At 72.8% G+C, this 18731-nt stretch carries 21 protein-coding genes and 1 tRNA gene; 4 read left to right on the top strand and 18 right to left on the bottom strand.

Annotated features, from left to right (window positions below):
- Nucleotides 1-34: 34 nt before the first annotated feature.
- Both LNW73_RS18005 and LNW73_RS18000 read right to left on the bottom strand, forming a co-directional pair.
- On the bottom strand, nt 35-544 hold the full coding sequence (locus LNW73_RS18005; protein ID WP_250990601.1) for a SigE family RNA polymerase sigma factor: 510 nt from the start codon (nt 542-544) through the stop codon (nt 35-37).
- Between the two features lie 94 nt (nt 545-638).
- On the bottom strand, nt 639-1271 hold the full coding sequence (locus tag LNW73_RS18000) for a GtrA family protein (RefSeq protein WP_250990600.1): 633 nt from the start codon (nt 1269-1271) through the stop codon (nt 639-641).
- Nucleotides 1272-1390: 119 nt separating this feature from the next.
- Between LNW73_RS18000 and LNW73_RS17995 the strand changes: the two genes are divergently transcribed.
- On the top strand, nt 1391-1939 hold the full coding sequence (locus LNW73_RS17995) for a GNAT family N-acetyltransferase (protein ID WP_250976494.1): 549 nt from the start codon (nt 1391-1393) through the stop codon (nt 1937-1939).
- Nucleotides 1940-2045: 106 nt separating this feature from the next.
- Here LNW73_RS17995 and LNW73_RS17990 read toward each other — a convergent pair whose 3' ends face one another.
- The 3 genes from LNW73_RS17990 to LNW73_RS17980 form a co-directional block, all read right to left on the bottom strand.
- Nucleotides 2046-3023 carry a zinc-binding dehydrogenase gene (locus LNW73_RS17990; RefSeq protein ID WP_285369630.1) on the bottom strand — a complete coding sequence of 326 codons (978 nt, stop codon included), beginning with the start codon at nt 3021-3023 and terminating at the stop codon, nt 2046-2048.
- A 160-nt stretch (nt 3024-3183) separates the two neighbouring features.
- Nucleotides 3184-4122 (bottom strand): aldo/keto reductase, encoded by a 939-nt coding sequence (locus LNW73_RS17985; protein ID WP_250990599.1) that lies wholly within the window; start codon nt 4120-4122, stop codon nt 3184-3186.
- Nucleotides 4119-5087, bottom strand: a complete 969-nt coding sequence (locus tag LNW73_RS17980; protein ID WP_250990598.1) for an NAD-dependent epimerase/dehydratase family protein — start codon at nt 5085-5087, stop codon at nt 4119-4121. The genes LNW73_RS17985 and LNW73_RS17980 overlap by 4 nt, the downstream gene beginning before the upstream one ends.
- Nucleotides 5088-5239: 152 nt before the next feature.
- Between LNW73_RS17980 and LNW73_RS17975 the strand changes: the two genes are divergently transcribed.
- Complete coding sequence (locus LNW73_RS17975) at nt 5240-5707, top strand: Lrp/AsnC family transcriptional regulator (protein WP_250990597.1); 468 nt, start codon at nt 5240-5242, stop codon at nt 5705-5707.
- Nucleotides 5708-5755: 48 nt separating this feature from the next.
- Here LNW73_RS17975 and LNW73_RS17970 read toward each other — a convergent pair whose 3' ends face one another.
- A complete protein-coding gene (locus LNW73_RS17970) occupies nt 5756-6016 on the bottom strand; it encodes a hypothetical protein (RefSeq protein WP_250990596.1) in 261 nt (86 codons plus the stop codon).
- 230 nt (nt 6017-6246) lie between these two features.
- Between LNW73_RS17970 and LNW73_RS17965 the strand changes: the two genes are divergently transcribed.
- Together LNW73_RS17965 and LNW73_RS17960 are read left to right on the top strand one after the other, a co-directional pair.
- Nucleotides 6247-6642: an LPXTG cell wall anchor domain-containing protein gene (locus LNW73_RS17965; protein WP_250992952.1), complete on the top strand. Its 396-nt coding sequence runs from the start codon at nt 6247-6249 to the stop codon at nt 6640-6642.
- Between the two features lie 62 nt (nt 6643-6704).
- The gene (locus LNW73_RS17960) at nt 6705-7328 is read left to right on the top strand and encodes a class F sortase (RefSeq protein WP_250990595.1); all 624 of its coding nucleotides are present in this window, start codon (nt 6705-6707) and stop codon (nt 7326-7328) included.
- Here the strand turns inward: LNW73_RS17960 and LNW73_RS17955 are convergent.
- The 12 genes from LNW73_RS17955 to LNW73_RS17905 form a co-directional block, all read right to left on the bottom strand.
- Nucleotides 7303-7524 (bottom strand): hypothetical protein, encoded by a 222-nt coding sequence (locus LNW73_RS17955; protein ID WP_250990594.1) that lies wholly within the window; start codon nt 7522-7524, stop codon nt 7303-7305. The two genes, LNW73_RS17960 and LNW73_RS17955, sit on opposite strands and share 26 nt — an antisense overlap.
- Before the next feature lie 138 nt (nt 7525-7662).
- Nucleotides 7663-8799: an alkyl sulfatase C-terminal domain-containing protein gene (locus LNW73_RS17950; protein ID WP_250990593.1), complete on the bottom strand. Its 1137-nt coding sequence runs from the start codon at nt 8797-8799 to the stop codon at nt 7663-7665.
- Nucleotides 8800-8843: 44 nt separating this feature from the next.
- Nucleotides 8844-9020 (bottom strand): hypothetical protein, encoded by a 177-nt coding sequence (locus tag LNW73_RS17945; protein ID WP_250990592.1) that lies wholly within the window; start codon nt 9018-9020, stop codon nt 8844-8846.
- Between the two features lie 102 nt (nt 9021-9122).
- Nucleotides 9123-9767 carry a GAP family protein gene (locus LNW73_RS17940; RefSeq protein WP_250990591.1) on the bottom strand — a complete coding sequence of 215 codons (645 nt, stop codon included), beginning with the start codon at nt 9765-9767 and terminating at the stop codon, nt 9123-9125.
- A gap of 207 nt (nt 9768-9974) precedes the next feature.
- Entirely contained in the window at nt 9975-10397 is a 423-nt protein-coding gene (locus LNW73_RS17935) for a DUF6325 family protein (RefSeq protein WP_285392980.1), read from the bottom strand.
- A 138-nt stretch (nt 10398-10535) separates the two neighbouring features.
- Nucleotides 10536-10835: an SHOCT domain-containing protein gene (locus tag LNW73_RS17930; RefSeq protein WP_250990590.1), complete on the bottom strand. Its 300-nt coding sequence runs from the start codon at nt 10833-10835 to the stop codon at nt 10536-10538.
- Nucleotides 10836-10924: 89 nt separating this feature from the next.
- The gene (locus tag LNW73_RS36695) at nt 10925-11023 is read right to left on the bottom strand and encodes a hypothetical protein (protein WP_374118271.1); all 99 of its coding nucleotides are present in this window, start codon (nt 11021-11023) and stop codon (nt 10925-10927) included.
- A gap of 443 nt (nt 11024-11466) precedes the next feature.
- Nucleotides 11467-11543, bottom strand: a tRNA-Thr gene (locus LNW73_RS17925).
- A gap of 104 nt (nt 11544-11647) precedes the next feature.
- On the bottom strand, nt 11648-13204 hold the full coding sequence (locus LNW73_RS17920; RefSeq protein WP_250990589.1) for an alpha/beta hydrolase: 1557 nt from the start codon (nt 13202-13204) through the stop codon (nt 11648-11650).
- 273 nt (nt 13205-13477) lie between these two features.
- Nucleotides 13478-14428: a hypothetical protein gene (locus LNW73_RS17915; protein WP_250990588.1), complete on the bottom strand. Its 951-nt coding sequence runs from the start codon at nt 14426-14428 to the stop codon at nt 13478-13480.
- A gap of 214 nt (nt 14429-14642) precedes the next feature.
- The gene (locus LNW73_RS17910; RefSeq protein WP_250990587.1) at nt 14643-15863 is read right to left on the bottom strand and encodes a DNA polymerase III subunit delta'; all 1221 of its coding nucleotides are present in this window, start codon (nt 15861-15863) and stop codon (nt 14643-14645) included.
- Between the two features lie 168 nt (nt 15864-16031).
- Nucleotides 16032-18365 carry an asparagine synthase-related protein gene (locus tag LNW73_RS17905; RefSeq protein WP_250990586.1) on the bottom strand — a complete coding sequence of 778 codons (2334 nt, stop codon included), beginning with the start codon at nt 18363-18365 and terminating at the stop codon, nt 16032-16034.
- Between the last annotated feature and the right edge of the window lie 366 nt (nt 18366-18731).

The raw sequence follows: 18731 nt of genomic DNA, 5'->3' as shown, positions 1-18731 counted from the left end.
GTGGGGGCGGAAGCATCAGTGGAAGTCGGTGGCGTCAGTTCGCGGCGAATTCGGCGAGGGTGCCGCCGAGCAGTTCCCGCAGCTTCGCCAACGCCCTGACGGAGCGCGTCCGTACGGAGCTGGACGAAGCGCGCATCGCGTCGGCGGTCTCCTCGATGCTTCGGTCCTCCCAGTACCGCAGCACCAGCACCGCCCGGTCCTTGGGCGCCAGCCGGCCGAGCGCGTCGAGGAGCGTCAGCCGCAGCGTCGTGTCGACCCCCGCTTCGCCCGGCACGTCCGGGAGGTCGGGGGTCGGGCGTTCGCGGTTGCTGCGGCGCCGCTGATGGGAGAGGAAGGCCCGCACCAGGACGGTCTGCGCGTAGCCGGCCGGGTTGTCGATCTTGGAGGCCCGCCCCCAGACCACATACATCCGGCCGAGGGTCTCCTGGACGAGATCCTCGGCGAGATGGGTGTCACCGCTGGTCAGCAGGCATGCCGACCGGAAGAGATGCCCGGCGCGGTTCGCGGCGAAGTCCAGATACCCGTCCGCGTGCGTCTGCCGCATCCACCCCCCATTCGCCGTGTACACCTCATTGACGCGCCAGAGGTGCCTGAATGTTTCACGGCCCGGGAGGATTTCCGCAAGATTCCCGACGACGCTACGCGGCGACCGCCACCGATCCCTGGCCGAGAGCCGGGGCGAGGGCGGGAGCCGGAGCGACGGAAGGGGAGAAGGACGGGGAGACGGAAGGGGCGGCGGACGGGGCGACGGACGGAGCGGCGGACGGAGTGGCGACCAGGGTGGCGGCCCGGCCGGTGGCCGGGGTGGCAACCGGTACGTCGGCCGTCCTGGTGCCGCCCTTGGCGAAGACGATGACCCGCAGGACGACGAAGCGGCCGACACCGGCGAGGCCCGAGGCCGAGAGGTACACGCTCTGCTCCAGCAGCGGACCCGGGGACGGGTGCACCGCGTGCAGCACGAGCAGCGCGGCGGTGGTGAACAGGTAGCAGATCGCCGCGGTGGCACCGGACTTGACGTGGTCGCTCAGCTGGGCCCGTCCGGCCCGGAAGGTGAAGCGGCCGTGCAGCTCGGTGGCCAGCAGGGTGGAGGCGACGGTCACCAGCGCGTTGGCGACCACCAGGGGCAGCCGGCCCGACAGCAGCAGCAGGACGGCGCTGGACAGCAGCCCCACGCCCCCGCCGCACACGACGAACCGCACGAAGGCCGCGATCGGCCCGGTCCTGCCGGTTGGGTGGTCGGTGCTCCGCTCGATGCTCCCCGTGGTCTTCATGTCTCCAAGACTCCCGTACGCCACTGACAGCGCGCTGACTTCAGCCGACCGCTCACTGACCGCCCGCTGACACGGTGCCCGCCGAGCTGTCACGATGGGTGTGATCGCAGGAGGAATGCATGACAGAGGTGTTTCTACGGCGTCTGAGCCGGTGGCAGGCCGAGGCGCAAAGGGAGGCCTTCGCGGACCTCTACGTCGAGTCCTACCTCGGCGCCCAGGGCGAGGAGTTCCACAGCCGGCAGAGCTTTCTGCGGCGCTTCGCGGAGCATGTGCAGCACCCCGGATTCGATATGACGATCGCCGGCGACCCGGCGCTCGTGGGCTTCGCATACGGCTTTCCTCCGGATCGCGGCGGCGAGTGGTGGCAGGGATTCGTCGGCGGGGTCCCGCAGGACCTGGAGGAGCACACCGCGTCCGGCCAGGTCTTCGCCGTCGCCGAGTTGCTCGTACTCCCCTCCCATCGCCGCCTCGGGGTCGCGGGCCGGCTGCAGGACATGCTGCTGTCGCGCAGCGCGGCGGCCGTGGCGTCCGTGCTGGTGGAGACCCCGAACGTGCCGGCGCTGGCCGCGTACCGGGAGTGGGGCTGGTCGAAGAACGGTGAGGTCCAGCGTCGGCACGACCATTCGTTGACGGTGCTGGAATCGTGGAGCCGCAGCCTCGCGGATTAGCGGAGCCGGGGGTGGCGGAGCGGACAGGGGGGCAGAGGGGGCAGAAGGGGCCGGTGCGACGACAGGGACCCGTGCGTCGGGGAGGCGCCGGCCTGCCGGGGTGTCGTCAGGGCAGCAGCAGGGTCTTCCCGAGGACGTCGCGGGCCTCCATCGCCCGGTGCGCGTCGGCGGCGCGCTCCAGCGGGAACGTCTGCCCGATGACGGGCCGGATCCGTCCCGCGGCGGCCTCCGTCAGCGCGCGCCGCAACAGCCCGCGGCCGACGTCGGGCGCGAACTGCACCTGCTCGATACCCCGTACGGTCACCTCCCGCCGGCGCGCCTCCGCCGGGTCGACGGGCGCGAAGCCGCCGGCGGCCGCGCCGTGCGCGGAGAACTGGCCGCCACGGGCGGTCAGTTCGAACGCGGCCAGTCCGAGCTCCCCGCCGACGCCGTCGTAGACCATGTCGGGACCCGCACCGCCGGTCGCCTCGCGCACCCGCTCCTCCCAGCCCGGCAGCGAGTAGTCGACGACGGCATGGGCACCCAGCTCGCGCAGCAGGTCCAGCTTCCGCTTGCCGCGAGCGGCCGCCACGACCCGTTCCCCCGCCGCCAGGGCCAGCTGCACCATGAGGATGCCCAGCCCGCCGCCGGCCCCGGTGACCAGGACCCACTCTCCCGGCTGGGTCCGGGCGGCGTCCGCCAGGCCCAGCGCGGTGGTGCCGTCGTGGAGCAGCGCGGCGGCCTCGCGCGGGCCAAGCCCGTCGGGTACGGCGAGCAGCGCGTCGGCGGGCGCCAGGGCCCGCTCGGCGTACCCCCCGCGGTCACCGACATGCGCGGCGACGGACCGGCCGATCCAGCCGGGCTCGACGCCCTCGCCGACGGAGAGCACCCGCCCGGCCACCGCGCCCCCGGGTACGTACGGCGGCCGCACCGGCAGGAAGTCCTGCGCCAGGCCCTCGCGGATCCGCGCCTCGAAGAGGATCACGTCGGCCGCCTCGACCCCCACGACCACCTCGCCGGGACCCGCGACCGGATCCGGCAGCTGCGCCGTGACCAGCACCTCGGGACCACCGAACCGTGTCACCTGTACTGCTCGCACACCCATCACTCCCTGCGTCCGCCACCTGCTGCTTCGTCCACACAGCAGTCTCAGACTTGAACCTCGGTTCATGTCAAGGAGCGACGGGGTCGGTCGGTGGCGGGGTCGGAGGCGAGGTCCGTGGCGCCGGGTCCGTGGTGGGGGTCTCCGTGGCCGGGTGGGCGGACTACCGGGCCGCGTCGAGCCGTGCGAACTCGTCGGCGGTGAGCGTCACTTCGCCGGCCGCAGCCGAGTCCCGGATCGTCCCGGGCCGGCTGGCGCCCGGGATGGGAACGACGACCGGGGACTTCGCCAGCAGCCATGCGAGAGCGATGCGCTGCGGGCTCACCCCGCGGTCCCGCGCTATCTCGTGGAAGGCGGCGAAGGGCGGGGCGTGGCTGGGGGCGGGAGTCGGCGCGGGGGCCGGAGCCGGGATCCCGTCAGCCACCGTCGGCGGGGCGTCGAGCGAGCTCCGGGAGATGCCGCCGAGCGGGCTCCAGGGCAGGAAGGCGATCCCGAGCTCGTCGCACAGCCGCAGCTCGGCCGCACTGTCGCGGACGGCGGGCGAGTACTCGTTCTGCACCGAGGCCAGCCGACCGCCGAGGATCTCGTCGGCCTGCCGGATCTGATCGGCGTCCACGTTCGAGACGCCCGCCATCCTGATCGTGCCCGCGTCGAGCAACTCCCGCAGCGCGCCGATGGATTCGGCGAACGGGACCCGGGGGTCCGGCTTGTGCAGCTGGTACAGCCCGATCGCCTCGCCACCGAGCCGCCGCAGCGACTCCTCGCAGGCCCGCTTCAGATGCTCCGGGGTGCCGTCGACGGTCCACGAACCGTCGCCGGGCCGCCCGCGACCCCCCTTGGTCGCGACGAGGACGTCCGATGTGTCACCGCCGTAGGCGGCGATGGCGCGGGCGATCAGCTCCTCGTTGTGCCCCCGCTCGTCCGCGTGCCAGTGGTAGGAGTCGGCGGTGTCGATGAGCGTCACCCCTGCGTCGAGCGCCGCATGGACCGTGGCAAAGGCCCTCGCCTCGTCCGGTCGCCGCTCGATGGACAGCGGCATGGCCCCGAGACCGACCGGACCGACGCGGACGTCACGGATCCGGCGCGCAGCGAAGCCGCTCATTCCTGGACTCCCGTCTCGGCGATGGCGCCGGGCAGCCACTCCGCGGTGGTCGAAAAGGCGAAACCCAGTTCGGTGGCACGCGAGTTGTCCATCGCGTAGTAGCGGTCGAACGAGAACGGCGACACGTCGTCGCCCGCCCGGGATCCGGTACGAGTGAACGTCGGCCGCTCCGCACCGAGCTGTGCCGCGACCAGCTCGCTCAGCTCCGTGGCGCTCAGCTCACCGTGCGAGTTGGCGTTGACGGGCCCGGTGAAGTCGGCGCCGGCCGCCCAGAACAGGAAGTCGGCGATCTCGCGGTCGTTGATGAACGTGGAGGGCCGGTCCGTGGGGTGCACGACGACCGGCCGCCCCGTACGGACCCGGTCCACGTAGTGCTCCAGCCGCCCGGTGAACTCCTCCGCGCCCCCGCCCAGCACATGCGCGCTGCGCACGGAGACGAACGCGAACGCCGGGTCCTGGCTGAACACCGCCTCCGCCTGCCGCTTCCCCTCGGCGTAGTGCCGGGCGTCGCCGAGCCGCTCCCTGAACGACTCCTCTCCCCAGGGGAGTTCGAGGTCGAACGGCCACGTGCCGGGATCCACCGCGCCCTCGCCGACCGGACGATGGGCAGGGGGCGCGCCGTCGAACGTCGCCGGGTCGTAGACCTCCATCGTGGACGTCATGACGTAGCGCTCGGTGCGGTCGCGGAAGACGCGCTTGGCGATGGCCGCCTGTCGCGGTGTGTAACAGACCTGGTCGATGACGACGTCGAAGTGCCGGTCGCCCAGGGCGGCTTCCAGGGCCGCCTCGTCGTCACGATCCGCGACGAGATGCGTGACGCCCGGCGGTGCCGGTGCCGAACCGCGGTTGATGACGGTGACGTTGACGCCCTCGTCGCGGAGCCGCAGTATCAGCCGCTTGCCGAAGTACCGGCTGCCACCGATGACGCAGACGTCGCGCAGAACGTCCCCCGTGGAGTCGCGCATGCCTTCAGACCTTTCCCACCAGGCAGGACATCCCCGCCGCTGGGCTCAAGTGTTACCGTCTCGACCCGGCATCCGAAGGGGAGATCATGGGAGATTCAGCGGCGCCACCGAAAGAACCACGCCATCTGCGGGGCCTCGCCCACGATTCCTCGGTGGCCCTCGACAGCGTCGACACGCGGCTGCTCGAACTCGTCCAGACCGAGGGCCGCATCACTCTCAGTGAGCTGGGCCGGCGGGTGAGCCTCAGCCCGGCCGCCGTGGCGGAACGGATCCGCCGGCTGGAGGGCAACGGCACTATCACCGGCTACTCCGCCGTGGTCGCACCGAACCGGCTCGGCTACGGCATGCTCGCCTTCGTCCGGGTCTCCCCGCACGGCGGCTACACGCTGCGTCACCCCAGGACGCTGGAACTGATGGCGCGCCCCGAGATCCTGGAGGTGCACCACGTCGTCGGCGAGGACTGCTGGATCATCAAGGTCGCCGTGGCCGACACCTCGCACCTCGAGGAGATGCTCGAACAGATCTCGGCCCTCGGCCGCACCACGACGTCGATCGTGCTGTCCTCCCCGGTCGAACGGAAGGTCATCACCCCGATCGACCGCACCGGCACAGCACGTTAGGGAGCGGCACGCCTGGCAAGAGGCGCGCCACGAGCGAGGCTCATCCGGTCAGGAGGAGCCGTCCGCGGAGCGCCAGGCGTCGACCCCCGCCTGGGAGGCGGCCTGCGAGGCCGCCTTCGCCTGCCGCATGGCGCGGGCCGCCAGTTCGGACGGCGGTACCTCCATATGACGGACGTATCCGCGCCCGGCGTTCAGCAGCGTGACGCCGATCATGACCGTCCCGGCCAGCCCCAGCACCGCCGCGACGCCGGTGACGGCCACACCCACCGCGAGCATGCGCGTGTCGATGTCGATTCCGTGTTCAGTCATCCGATTGATCGTCATGCATCCAGCCTGAGCGCCCGCGCCGTCTTCCGCACGCCGGGCAGAGCCGTCCGGGACCCTGATCCGCGGACCACAGCACTCTGACAACTTCTTCACAGGTGCCTGCCAGCCTGTCGATCATGCCGGCTGCCGCGCGGCAGCCGCCGGACGCGGCGAGCGCCGGACGCGGCGGCCGCTCCGACACTGATCGACCCCCGTCAACGGAAGGCACCACCATGTTCTCCCTCCGCACCCTGCGCACCGCCGCCGTCACCGCAGTCATCGCCGGCACGGTGCTGCTCCCGGCCACCGGAGCGTTCGCGGCGGACGCGAGCGCCAAGCCCGCCCCCGCCCCCACCGCCTCCTCCGGCGTGGTCACCGACAGCCCCCGTCCCACCGCTTCCGTCAGCGCCCCCGGCGGCACCCGCACCGGCGCCCCCCAGCCGACCGCCGCTCCCGCCGGTCCGTCCGCCGCCCCGATGCCGCGCGGCGGCGTCGCCGCCGGCGAGCAGCCGGCCGGGAGCACGGGCACCAGCAACGCCACCATCGCCGGCTCGGCCGCTGCGGCCGCCGCGCTCGCGGGTGCCGGCTTCGTCATCGTGCGCCGCCGGGCCGCCCGCCACGACGGCTGACCCTCCGATCCACGTGGTGCGCCGCCCCCGTGGGCGGCGCACCACCACCCCTAAGGACACCCATGGCCCGCATCCCGCACCCGGCGCGGCGGACCGGCCCGGCGCGCGCCCTGCGAGCCCCGCTCCTCGCGCTGGCCCTCACCACCGTGGCCGCCTGCTCGTCAGGCTCCCCCGCCGCCAGCGCCCCGGAGCCGCCCGCCACCGGCGCATCGACCCCGCCCCCGGCCACGGCACCCGCCACCCCCGGCGACCCCACCCGCGTGGTCATCCCCTCGCTCGGCGTGGACAGCTCCCTGCTGCGGCTCGGCCTCAACGCCGACCAGACGGTCCAAGTCCCGCCGTCGGACCAGGGCATGACCGCCGGCTGGTACACGAACAGCGCCGTACCCGGCCAGCGCGGCTCCTCCGTCGTCATCGGCCACAACAACACCCGCCACGGCAAGGCCGTCTTCCACGATCTCGCGAAGATCAAGAAGGGCGCCGACATCGCCGTCCGCGGCGCCGACGGCAAAACCGTCCACTTCACCGTGACCGCCACCCAGACGGTCAGCAAGAAGACCTTCCCCACCCAACAGGTCTACGCCCCCACCCCGACCCCCACCCTCCGCCTGATCACCTGCGACGGCTCGATAGACCCCCAGGGCCACCCCGTCGACAACCTCATCGTCTACGCAACCCTGACCTGAGCAGGGTCCGGTCGGTTCCGTTGTTGCCGAGGGGGACGCGATAGCTCAAGAGGGCCGCGTCGATGGCGTCCAGGGCCTTCTCGACGGCCGCACAAGCCTGATCCAGGCCGGCCGTCAACAGGTAGCGCTGGAGCATGGTGATGTGCGGCAGGTGCCTGTCGTCCAGGGTGATACCTGCGGCGATGCTCAACGGCATCCGCCGGTTCACTTCGCGTGCCGGTGTCGGTGTCGGTGAGGTCCTCTCCCCACGACGCCGGCCCCGCGGGGGTCGCCGCCGCACGTCAAACCAGGGTCCTGGCCTCGGCCTGCTGGAACTCCGCTTCCACCGACTGGTTCAGGCGTTGGAGTTGGTCAGGGCGAAGTAGGGCGAGAAGTCGTCCAGCAGGCCGGTGAGGGTGGTGAAGACGCTGCGGTCGCCCTCGGTGCTGATCCGGCCGGCGTCGGCAGCGGCGGTGAACGCGCCGGGCATCAGCAGCGCCCCGGCGAGCTGGGCCTTGCCCAGGCGCAGCGTCAGGTCGGGGTCGGCGGTGTGGCGGGTGCGGTGGTGCAGGACGCTGTTGAGCAGGTGCAGGCTGTGGGGGCCGGGCTGGTCGCCGTCCGTCAGGTCCAGGTTGATGACCAGGGTGGTGCCGGCGGCCTTGGGGCCGTTGAGGCGTACCGCGATGTAGTCCAGGAACAGGTCCAGCGGCATGGCCATGATGGTCTCGATGCTGCCGGTGCTCTGCACGCCGGTGGTGGGCAAGCCGTCGCGCAGTTCCTGGGCTGCGGCGAGGTAGAGGTTGCGCCACTGCGGGCCCTCGGACTGGTAGCCGAGTTGTTCGTAGGAGTGGTTGGCGTTCTCCGCGCAGGTCAGGGCTTTGAGTTCGGGGATGTAGAAGTGGAACTCCTCGGGGGCCTCGGTGTCGGGGGCCATCTGGAAGACGAATTCGAGGCCGGCCAGGGTGCGTGTCTCGCCGGTGGTGGTGACGGTGTCGGTGGGCTCGATGTAGGCGAAGGTGCCGGTCGGGGGCAGGGCCAGGCCGCCGCCGTCGCTGACCATGCCCTGCGGGCCGTGCGGCAGCAGCGTGCCGAACGCGTGGGCGGCGCGGCGGGACATCACGTTGCCGCAGATCACGTTCTCACCCAGGGTGTACTTCCCGAAGTTCTCGCCCGGCGCGAGGATGGCGACCTTGCCCGCGGCCACGTCCTCGGGGGTGGTGATGCCGGTGATGCCGCCGTAGTGGTCGATGTGGGTGTGGGTGCAGATCACCGCGACCACCGGCAGGTGCGGGCGGTGGGCGTAGTACAGGTCCATGGCGAACTCGGCGCACTCGGCCTTGGAGCCGGTGTCGACCACGATCAGGCCGCCGTCGCCCTCGATGATCGTCACGTTCGCCAGGTCGTGGTTGCGGACCTGGTAGATCCGCTCCGAGACCTCGTACAGGCCGGCCTCGTTGATCAGCTGGGACTGCCGCCACAGGCTCGGGTGCACGCTGTCCGGCGCCTGGCCGCCGCCGTCCAGGAACGAGAACCAGGTCAGGTCCCAGACCAGTTCACCCTCCGCGGTGCGGATGACGCCGCCGTCGGCAGCGGCGCGATCAGCCCTCGCTGGACGTCCGCGAAGTCACGCACGTCATCGAACGCCAGCGTCTTGAGCGCGGCACGGTTCGCTGCGGCCGTCGCCTTCGACGCCGCCTTGGGTGCTACCGGCATGACGTACTCCCTGGTGGTCCGCCCCTCGATGGACATGTTCCAGCCGGTGCCCCAACGAACGGTTTGTCTGATCGAGAGAACCCCGGTGCCGGGCCGCGGGTGTCATCCGACGAGCCCGTAGATGCTTTTGCCGACCAGCCACAGGCCGATGACCAGGGACAATGCGACGATGGCCTGGTCCTGGTGCCCGTCGACCCAGGAACGCAGGGCTGCCAGCCGCACGTGGGCGGTTTCGGGTCGGAAGGTCGCGTAGAGCTCCATGGCCAGCAGGCTGGAGGTGGCCAGCAGCACGTAGCCCATCAGTGCCAGGTAGGAGCCGATCGAGGACAGGTGCGCCTGCACGACGGTCGCGCCACCGGCGGCGACCATCGCCCAGGGCTGCAGCAGGAAGCCGAGAGCGGCGGCGAACCAGAGCGAGACGCCGTCCAGCCGAGCCATCCACTTGGGGGCGGGACGCGGCTTGGGATCCCGGCGCCGCTTGCCTTCGCCGTAGACGACCATGCCCAGACCCAGCGCCAGTTTGAGGGCCAGGGCGGCGGTGGAGGGATTGCTGTTGCGCTTGGGCGGGTTGCCGCCGGTCAGCAGGATCACGGCGGCGATCACCGCGACCAGACAGGCCAGCCAGGCCAGGATGAACGCCAGCCCCTTGCGCACCCCGCCCGGTGCGGACAGCAGCAGGATGAACGCGGTGTTGTGCAGCGGGCCCAGCGTGATGGCCAGGCCGATCAAAACCAGGTCAAGCACCATGGCCACCCCCGGTGTTCATGAGCTGTTGGAGTGCCCGTGCGGTGTCCTGGTTCATGGTCGTACCCTCTGATCAGGGGGTCCAGCGCCGGGGCGGGTGCCGGGATCGGCTCGCCTGCGTGCGGCCCCCGGGGGTGGCCACGAACGGTACGCAGGGCGGGAAGGCCGCTGTGGCCGCCGGTGGCCCGGGCGGGATGCGCGGGCGTTGGTTCAGTCACCGGTCCCTGCGGCGTCCAGAGCTCCGACCAGGTCCTCCAGGGGAATGCGCCCGCCGGCGATCATCTGGGCACCGGAACGGCGCAGCGCGGAGGCCAGCGGGGCGGCCCAGAGGTTCTCGTAGACGATGATGCCCGCCGCGCTGCCGGGTTCCAGCACAGCGCCGGCCTCATCGACGTCCTCGGAACTGAGCAGCCCGGAGGGTGCGCCCTCGAAGACGGCCAGCTCCAGGACGCCGTCGTGGTCGAGGTCGGCGATGGTCAGTGCGACCACCGAGCCGTCCGTCTCCTTGCGCACGAAGGAGAGGTCGATGATGCGGATGATGCCGCGGTCGACCAGGTCGACCAGCAGGGGCAGGCCCTCTCCGCCCATGTCGCCGTTGGGGAACTCGATGATCAGGTAGTCGATCGGCCCCAGGTCGTTGAACTCGTCCACGTCGGCTCCTCGTAGGTCGCGGGAAGGATGCTGCGGTAAAAACCCCTCGCATTGGCGGGGGCCGGGACCGGGTCGCCTGCGAATCCGGTTCGGCACTGCGGCCTTGACCATGTGGTGCGCCTACAGGCCGAGGACCTTGGCTTTCTGTGCCGCGAACTCCTCATCGCTCAGCACTCCCTGGTCCCGCAGTCCCCCGAGCTGTTTGAGCTGTTCGATCCGGCTGTCCATATCGGTTGCGGGGGCGGCTGCGACGGGGGCCGGTGCGGCCGCGGCGACGGGCTCGGGCTCGACCGGTGGTGCCTGCTGGGCACCCTGGTCGGCCCACCGTCCGGCCTGGCGCCGTGACACGCGGTTCGAGACGGCGGTGGCTGTTCCGGCGACCACCGCGGTGCGGGCGACCGTGCGAAGTAGGCGTGGCATCTGATCTCTCCCTCGGGTTCGTGGCACACGCGGCGGATCCGCCCGCGCTCACGCGGCTCGGGCGGCTCGGGCGGTGACCTGGCTGCTGTTCACAGCGTCGACCAGGGCCTGGTGTCGCGTTCGTTCTGGTCGGCGTAACGCTCTGCGAAGCGGGCCAGGGCCTTGTCCAAGACGTCGCCCGCGCCCAGGTAGGCGGCTGGTCTTCCTGCCGGCTGGTGCTGTAGCCGGTGCGGTCTGCCCGTCCAAGGCGCCCGCCCTTCAAGTCAACGCCCGTGTCCCGACTTCGGCCACCGCGAACACCAGGCCGGGGGCCCGCTCAAGGCTTCCAAGAGCGCCCGGCTGCTGAGCTCCCGCACCGCATGAGCCGCATGAACCGCATGAGGTCGCAGAAACTGGCGCTGCCGACCGCACTCATCGAGGCTCCGTCGGACGGGTTTCCCCGCTCAGACGCCGGCTTCACGGCCCGGCGACGATCACGATCAGGTCGCCCCCGAGCACAGCCGGCAGTCCGATCAACATGCCGCACACCCACCCATTGCGATGCACAGGTGGACGGTGCCCGATGTGCCGAGATTCCAAGGTCAACGAAAAAAAGAAACCCCAGGTCAGATGACTGACCTGGGGTTTCCCATGGGGCCGCCTTCGGGATTCGAACCCGAGACCTACGCATTACGAGTGCGTTGCTCTGGCCAGCTGAGCTAAGGCGGCATGCTGCGCTCGGCCAGTGTGGCGGGAGCAGCGGCGCCAAGTCTACAGGGTTGTTGGGGGTGCTCCGTGCAGGGGTGGATCGGGCGGAAATGCAGGTCAGCGGGTCAGTCGCACTTTTTGTTCTTGGGCGGGGTGGTGCCTTCGAGGAGGTAGAGGTTCACGGCGGTGTCGATGCAGTCGGAACCGCGGCCGTAGGCGGTGTGGCCGTCGCCGTTGTAGGTGAGGAGGTGGCCGGAGGAGAGCTGGGAGGCGAGGGACTCGGCCCAGGAGTACGGGGTGGCCGGGTCGCGGATGGTGCCGACGACGAGGATCGGGGCCGCGCCCTTGGCTTCGATGCGCTGGGGCTTGCCGGTGGCCGGCACCGTCCAGTAGCCGCAGATCAGGCTGGCCCAGGCCAGGCCCGTGCCGAAGTGCGGGGAGGTGGAGCGGAAGGACGGGAGGGCGCGCGCGACGTCGGCCGGGGAGGAGAGGGCCGGGGGGAGGTCGAGGCAGTTGACGGCGGCGTTGGCGAACATGAGGTTCGAGTACTTGCCGCTGCTGTCGCGCTCGTAGTACTCGTCGGAGAGCTTGAGGAGGCCGGCGCCGTCGCCCTGCTGGGCCTTGGCCAGGGCGGCGCGCAGTGTCGGCCAGGAGCCCTCGTCGTACATGGCGGAGATCACGCCGGTGGTGCCGAGCGCCTCGGTGAGCGGGCGGGCCTGGCCGGTGGGGAGCGGTTTGGCGTCGAGGGAGCGGAAGAGGGCGTCGAGGCGGTGCCCGGCGTCGTCCGCGCTCTTCGTGCCCAGGGCGCAGTCGGTGTGCTTGACGCAGTCGTTCGCGAAGGCGGTGAAGGCGGTCTCGAAGCCGCCGGCCTGGGTGCGGCTGCTGTCGAGGGCGGAGACCGCGGGGTCCATCGCGCCGTCGAGGACCAGCCGGCCGACGCGCTGCGGGAACAGCCCGGCGTAGGTGGCACCGAGGAAGGTGCCGTACGACTTGCCGACGTAGGTGAGCTTGGCGTCGCCGAGCAGGGCCCGCAGGATGTCCATGTCACGGGCCGATTCGACCGTGGAGACATGGCCGAGGAGCTTGGCGGAGCGCTTCGCGCAGCCGGCCGCGAAACCGGTGTCGGCGGTGACGAGCTCGCTGGTCTCGGTGGCGTCGTCGGGGGTCGTGTCGACGGCGGTGAAGGCGTCCATCTGCGCGTCGGTGAGGCACTCGACCGGCTCGCTGCGGGCGACGCCGCGCGGGTCGATGGCGGCCATGTCGTAGCGGGCGGTGACCGGTGCGGGGAAGCCGAGCGCCGCGTACTGCAGGTAGTCGATGGCCGAGCCGCCGGGACCGCCGGGGTTGACCAGGAGCGAGCCGAGGCGCGCGCCGGGACCCGCGGCCTTCTTACGGGCGACGGCGAGCTTCAGATCGTCGGCCGCGACGGGGTGCGCGTAGTCCAGCGGGGCCTTCATCGTCGCGCACTCGAAACCGGGGACGCCGCACGAGTGCCAGTTCAGCTTCTGCGCGTAGTACGGCGCCAGGTCGGCGTCACCGGCCGACGGGAGCGGGCCGAGCGAGCTGGCGGTGGTGGAGGCGGCGGCGCTGTGGCCCGGGCCCCCGCTGCTGCATCCGGAGAGGAGCAGGCCCGCCACCGCGAGGGCGATGGCGGGGATACGGAGCGGGCTCTTGGAGTACATCGGCGGCTCGGGTCCTCCCGTCGGGTGAGGGGGAGCGTATCCGTCCTGGTGGGGTGGGGGCGGGCTCCGGCGCCCGCTTATGGGCTATTTGTAGGCTGTTTGTAGGCCGTTTGAGGGCTGATCGCGTGGCTGATCGAGTGGTTGGGCGAGGGCCTGGGCGGGTGGCTCGCCGCGTGCCCGGGCGGGTGGCTCGCCGCGCGCCTCGGTGAGTGGTCTCGTCGCGTGCCCGGGCGGGTGGCCCGCCGCGTGCCTGCGCCCGATGGCGCGCTCTCGCTACGGGTGCTTCGGGCCGTCGACCTTCTCCGTCAGGTAGCCGGCGACGCGCGCGAAGAGTTCGCGGCGGCCGCTCACGCCGTCGATGACGCGTACCTCGTCGGCGCGGGGGCGCAGCGCCGTGCGGAACCTGAGGGCCGAGTCGCGGGAGGCGCTCTCGCCGGAGCCGGAGGCGATGAGGAGCGCGGGGCGGCGGCCCGCCTGGGACGGGGCCGGGACGGCGACGCCCTCGTACCGGCCGGAGATCCCGGCGACCGCGCGGTAGCGGTCGGGGTGGGCGAACGCCTCGCGGACCGCGCACGCCGCCCGGTCGCCGACGCCCAGGATCGCGCGGGCGGAGCGGGCCGTCAGGGTGCGGTAGTGCCGGGCGACGGCGCCGAGATCGGGTCCCGCGCCGCCGCAGGTGCGCGGGATCACGAGAAGGAACGGATCGGCCAGGCGCCGCTGGACCTGGGCGGCGAAGCCCGCGTAGAGCTCCTGGTCACCGGCGCCGAGCTCCGCGACCACCACGGGGAAGGACACCTTCGCGGCGCGCGGGTACGCGTACTGCGCCGGGGTCCAGACGCGCGTGCCGTCGGCGAGCTCCTGCAGGACGCCGCCCGCCGGGCGGGAGATCGTACGGGGCGCAGCGGATCCGGACGCGGGCGGCGCGGCCGCGCGGGCGGGCGCCCGGGGAGGCGCGGGCACCCGGAGGTCCACCGCCGTCCGGGCGGCGGCCGTCACGGTGCCCCCGCCGCCGCCCGGCGACAGCAGCGGTACGGCGACGGCGACCACCGCCAGGACGGCCGCGCCCGCGGCGGCGGCGCGCAGCGCCGTACCGGTACGGTCCTGCGCCAACTCGTAGACCCGGCCGGACCGTTCCGACCACCAGTAGCGCAGCGCGGAGCGCACGAGCGCCACGGCGGCGGCAGTGGTGAAGAAGAGCAGAGTGAACAGGACGGCATCAGCCACGGTACGGACCACCTCGGGGACGACTGCGGCCTCCGGGTGGGCTCCGGCGGCACTGTCTGCAGCCTGCAACGCGGCACGCCGGGTGGGCGGTCGGCGTTACGGGTCCCCGTCGTTGATCACCCGAAGGCACCAAAGGCGCCAACGGCACCAACGACCCCAGAGGGCCGAGGAAGGCGAAGGCCCCTCAGCCCGCCCCTGTCAGCCCGCCCCCCTGTCAGCCCGCCCGCAGCGACAGCGTCATCGCCTCCACCGCCAGCAGCGGCGCGACGTTCCGTTCCAGTGCCTGCCGGCAGGCGAGGATCGACTCGATCCGGCGCAGCGAGTTCTCCGGGCGGGAGGAGGCCGCGATGCGCTCGATCGCGTCGCGCGCCTCGACGTTCGCGATGCCGACCTTCGAGCCGACCTGCACCGCGAGCACGTCCCGGTAGAAGCCGGCCAGGTCGATGAGGGCGAGGTCGAGGGTGTCCCGCTGGGTTCGGGTCGATCTGCGCTTCTGGCGGTCCGCGAGGTCCTTCATGGCGCCCGCCGTGCCGCGCGGCATCCGGCTGCCGGCGCCCGCCGACGCCCCGAGCGCGGCCCGCAGCTCCTCGGTCTCCTTGCCGTCCACGTCCACGGCGACCTGCTTGGCGTCGTCCGAGGCCGCGTCCACCAGCTCCTGCGCGGCCTTCAGACACCCGCCCACGTCGTCCACCCGCAGCGGCACCCGCAGCACGGTCGCCCGCCGCGCCCGCGCCTGCTCGTCGGTGGCGAGCCGGCGGGCCCGGCCGATGTGGCCCTGTGTCGCCCTGGCGGCCGTGGCGGCCAGCTCGGGGTCGACCCCGTCCCGCCGCACCAGGACGTCGGCGACCGCTTCCACGGACGGGGTCCGCAGGCTCAGCAGCCGGCACCGGGAGCGGATGGTCGGCAGCGCGTCCTCGACCGAGGGTGCGCACAGCAGCCAGACGGTCCGGGGCGCGGGCTCCTCGACCGCCTTCAGGAGCACGTTCCCCGCTCCTTCGGTGAGGCGGTCGGCGTCCTCCAGGACGATCACCTGCCACCGGCCGCCCGCCGGCGACATGGCCGCCCGCCGCACCAGGTCACGGGTGTCCTTCACGCCGATCGACAGCAGATCCGTCCGGACGATCTCGACGTCCGCGTGCGTCCCGATCAGCGTCGTGTGACAGCCGTCGCAGAACCCGCAGCCCGGTACCCCGCCCAGCGCCCGGTCCGGGCTCGTGCACTGCAGCGCCGCCGCGAAGGCGCGGGCCGCGGTGGAGCGGCCGGAGCCGGGCGGGCCGGTGAACAGCCAGGCGTGCGTCATCTTGGACGCGGTCGGCAGCGCCGCGCCCTTCGCGCCCGCCGAAGTGGCCGTCACCAGGGCATCGGCGTCCCGCGCGGCCGCGGACAGCTGCGCCGTCACCGCGTCCTGGCCGACCAGGTCGTCCCACACCGCCATTACGAGTCCTCTGCGGTCGCCGTTCGTGCCATCGCCCGTTGCCATCGGAAGCCAAGCCATGGGAGCCATGGGTAGCCATCGGATGCCATCGGACCTGGAGACCATTGTCGGGCATCGCACTGACAACGGTTCGCCGCCCACCGGCCGACCCCGTCCCCGCCCCACCCCTCACATCGTCAGCCGGCGCACCCCGCCCGCCACAGCGCGCTGCTCCGGAGCGTCCGCCCCGGTCCAGCAGGATCCGCGGCGGGCCAGCAGCCGGCGCAGCCAGACCTCCGTCGCGACGAGCTCGCCGAGCCCGTCCAGCGGGAGCGCCTCCCCGTCGGCGGCGGCCCGCAGGGCCTGGCGGACGACGCGGGCCTCGACGAGCCCGGCGTCGGCGAGCAGCGGTGTGTCGAACAGTTCGATGAGGTCGTCGACGGAGGACCGCAGCCCGGTGCGGAACGCGGCGGCGGTCGAAACGTGGGAGTTGGCGCCCCAGCCCGGCGGCAGCTCCCGGATCCCGGAGCCGGCCAGGACCGCCCGCAGCACCGAGACCCGCGCCCCGGGCTGCACGCGCAGCGCCTCGGGCAGCGCCCGGCAGGCCCGGACGACCTGGTTGTCGAGGAAGGGGGCGTGCAGCCGCTGGCTGCGCACCTCGACGGCCTGCTCGAAGACGCGGTGGTCGGCGGCGTGCCGGGCCAGCGCGGCTCGCGCGCGCCGGTCGCCCGGACGTTCCACCGGTCCCGGCCGGGCCGCCGCCTCCTGGAGGCGAACCGATACTTCGGCGAGGGCCTCGCCGGTCAGCCAGCGGGCGGCCGGGCCCGGCCGCACCCAGGCCAGCGCGGCGAGGGAGGCGTTGAGCGCGGCGCCCGGCCCCGCGTCACCGGAGCTCGAACCGGGACCGAAGCCGTTGCCGGAGGCCGCGGACGAGCCGGATCCGTAGCCGAAGTCGCGCCGCAACAGCCGGGCCGCGGCGTCCTGCACGCCCTGCTGGTAGGGCGTACGGGCCAGCCGCCGGGCGGCGCGGTAGACGGTGAAGGGGACGAGGACGGAACGGCCGGTCGGGCCGTCCGCCGTGGCGAGCGCGGCCACCGGTCGCAGCATGTGCCGGCGGTGCCGGTCCAGGAGCAGGTCGGCGAGGCGTGCCGGGTGCGCGTCGAGGACCTGGCGGGCACCGTGCCCCACGAGGTGGTCGGCGCCGCCCGCGGCGAGCCGGCGGCGGTGGCGTTCCGCGGTGATGAGGGACGGGCCCGGCTCGTCGGTGAGCGGGCCCGAGCCGAGCTCGGCGTACGGGAGCGCCTCGGTGCCGCCGGGCACCACCACGTGGTGCAGCCGGGGGTCGGCGGCCATGGCCCTGGCCCGTTCGAGTTCGGCGTCGCGGGACTGCAGTCCGCCGCCCGCCAGATCGTTGAACGTGACGGCCAGCAGCCGCTGCCCGGCCGAGGATCCGTGGCCGAGCGGGGTGCCGGGCATGCCGGGCAGTCCGGCGGCGAGCAGCGCGAGGGTGGCGGAGGCGCTGCCTCCGGACAGGTCGGCGCCGATGCCGGGGGACGGGGCCTCGCCGGCCTCGGGGATGAAGCGCGGCTGGGCGAGCCGGGCCCGTACGGCGTCGACGAGGGCGTCGCGGACCCCGGTGATCGCCGCCTCGGTGTCGGAGGCGGAGGTCTGGTTGCCGACGGCGAGCGACGCGGTCGCCTCGTAGCCGCTGATCTCGGGGACGCCGTCGCGCAGGATGAGGGCGTGGCCCGGCGGCACGCGGCGGACGCCGATGTACGGCGTCCCGTCGCCGAGCGCCTCGGGCGAGTCCGGGCAGGCGAGGGTGGCGGCGAGGTGGGTGACGTCCAGCCCCGCCTCGGTGAGGTCGGCGAGCGGGAGGGCGGCCGTCGCGAAGGCCGTACCGCCCGCCCAGCGGGTGTGGAAGACCGGCCGGGCGCCGGCGAGGTCGCCCAGGATCGTGATGCGGCGGCCGAGTTGGAGGACGGCGGTGTAACTGCCGGGCCATGCGGTGAGGTGGCGCAGGGCGCCGCCGCGGGCGGCGAAGAGGCCGACGCGCAGTTGGGCGTCGCTGGCGTGGCAGCGGCCGAGGATGGCGATCCGGGCGATGGCGGGGTGGCTGCTGCCGTAGCCGCTGCCGTGACCGCCGCCGTAGGTACTGCCGTTGCTGTCGCCGTAGCCGTTGGAACCCTGGTAGCCGGTTCCGGTGCCGCGGCCGCTGCTGCCGCCGCCGTAACCGTTGTTCCCGTACCCGTTGCTGCCGGAGCCGCTTCCGTAGGCGGCACCCGCACCCGCACCGGACCCGGACCCGGACCCGGAACCCGAATAGCTGCTGCCGCCCTGGTAGGAGGCGCCGGCCGGGTCGGCGTGGATCACGCGGACCTCGTCCGGACGCCAGTCACCGACCGCCCACAGCGGATCCGGGTCGCCCCACAGGAGTTGCGCGCCAACCGGGAGGACCGTACGGGCCGCAGTGCCCGGGAGTGACCCCGCGGCGGCACTGCTCCACCCCACCAACCACCGCATCGCCGCCTCCACAGGCTGTGGACCACTGGCTGTGCGGCATGCGAACTGCCGCTCCGCCTGAGGAACATGCTGCCATGGCACGGCGCACAAGGAGGCGCATGGGCGCAGGGAGGAGCGCCGGGTCGTCCGCGTGAAGCCAAACGTCGGTTTCACGCCAAAGTGGCTGGCACATGCCGGAGTTGATATGCCGGTCGCCGGATCTGTGGTCGAGCGGGCGCATTTACGGGACATACGCCGCATAAAAACAACAGTCCGGGAGGCGTCCGCACGCCTCCCGGACCGGTCCGCCGCCCGCGGGGATTGTGGCGGCGGAGCCCCCTGGCCCGCCGTCTCTTGCCATTGCCGCTTGTCGAGGCCACGGGCCGA

Origin of the sequence: Streptomyces sp. RKAG337, from assembly GCF_023701715.1 — a bacterium.
Taxonomy (GTDB): Bacteria; Actinomycetota; Actinomycetes; order Streptomycetales; family Streptomycetaceae; genus Actinacidiphila.
The sequence above is the reverse complement of the archived record's forward strand: the minus strand, read 5'-3'. Positions and strand labels throughout refer to the sequence as shown.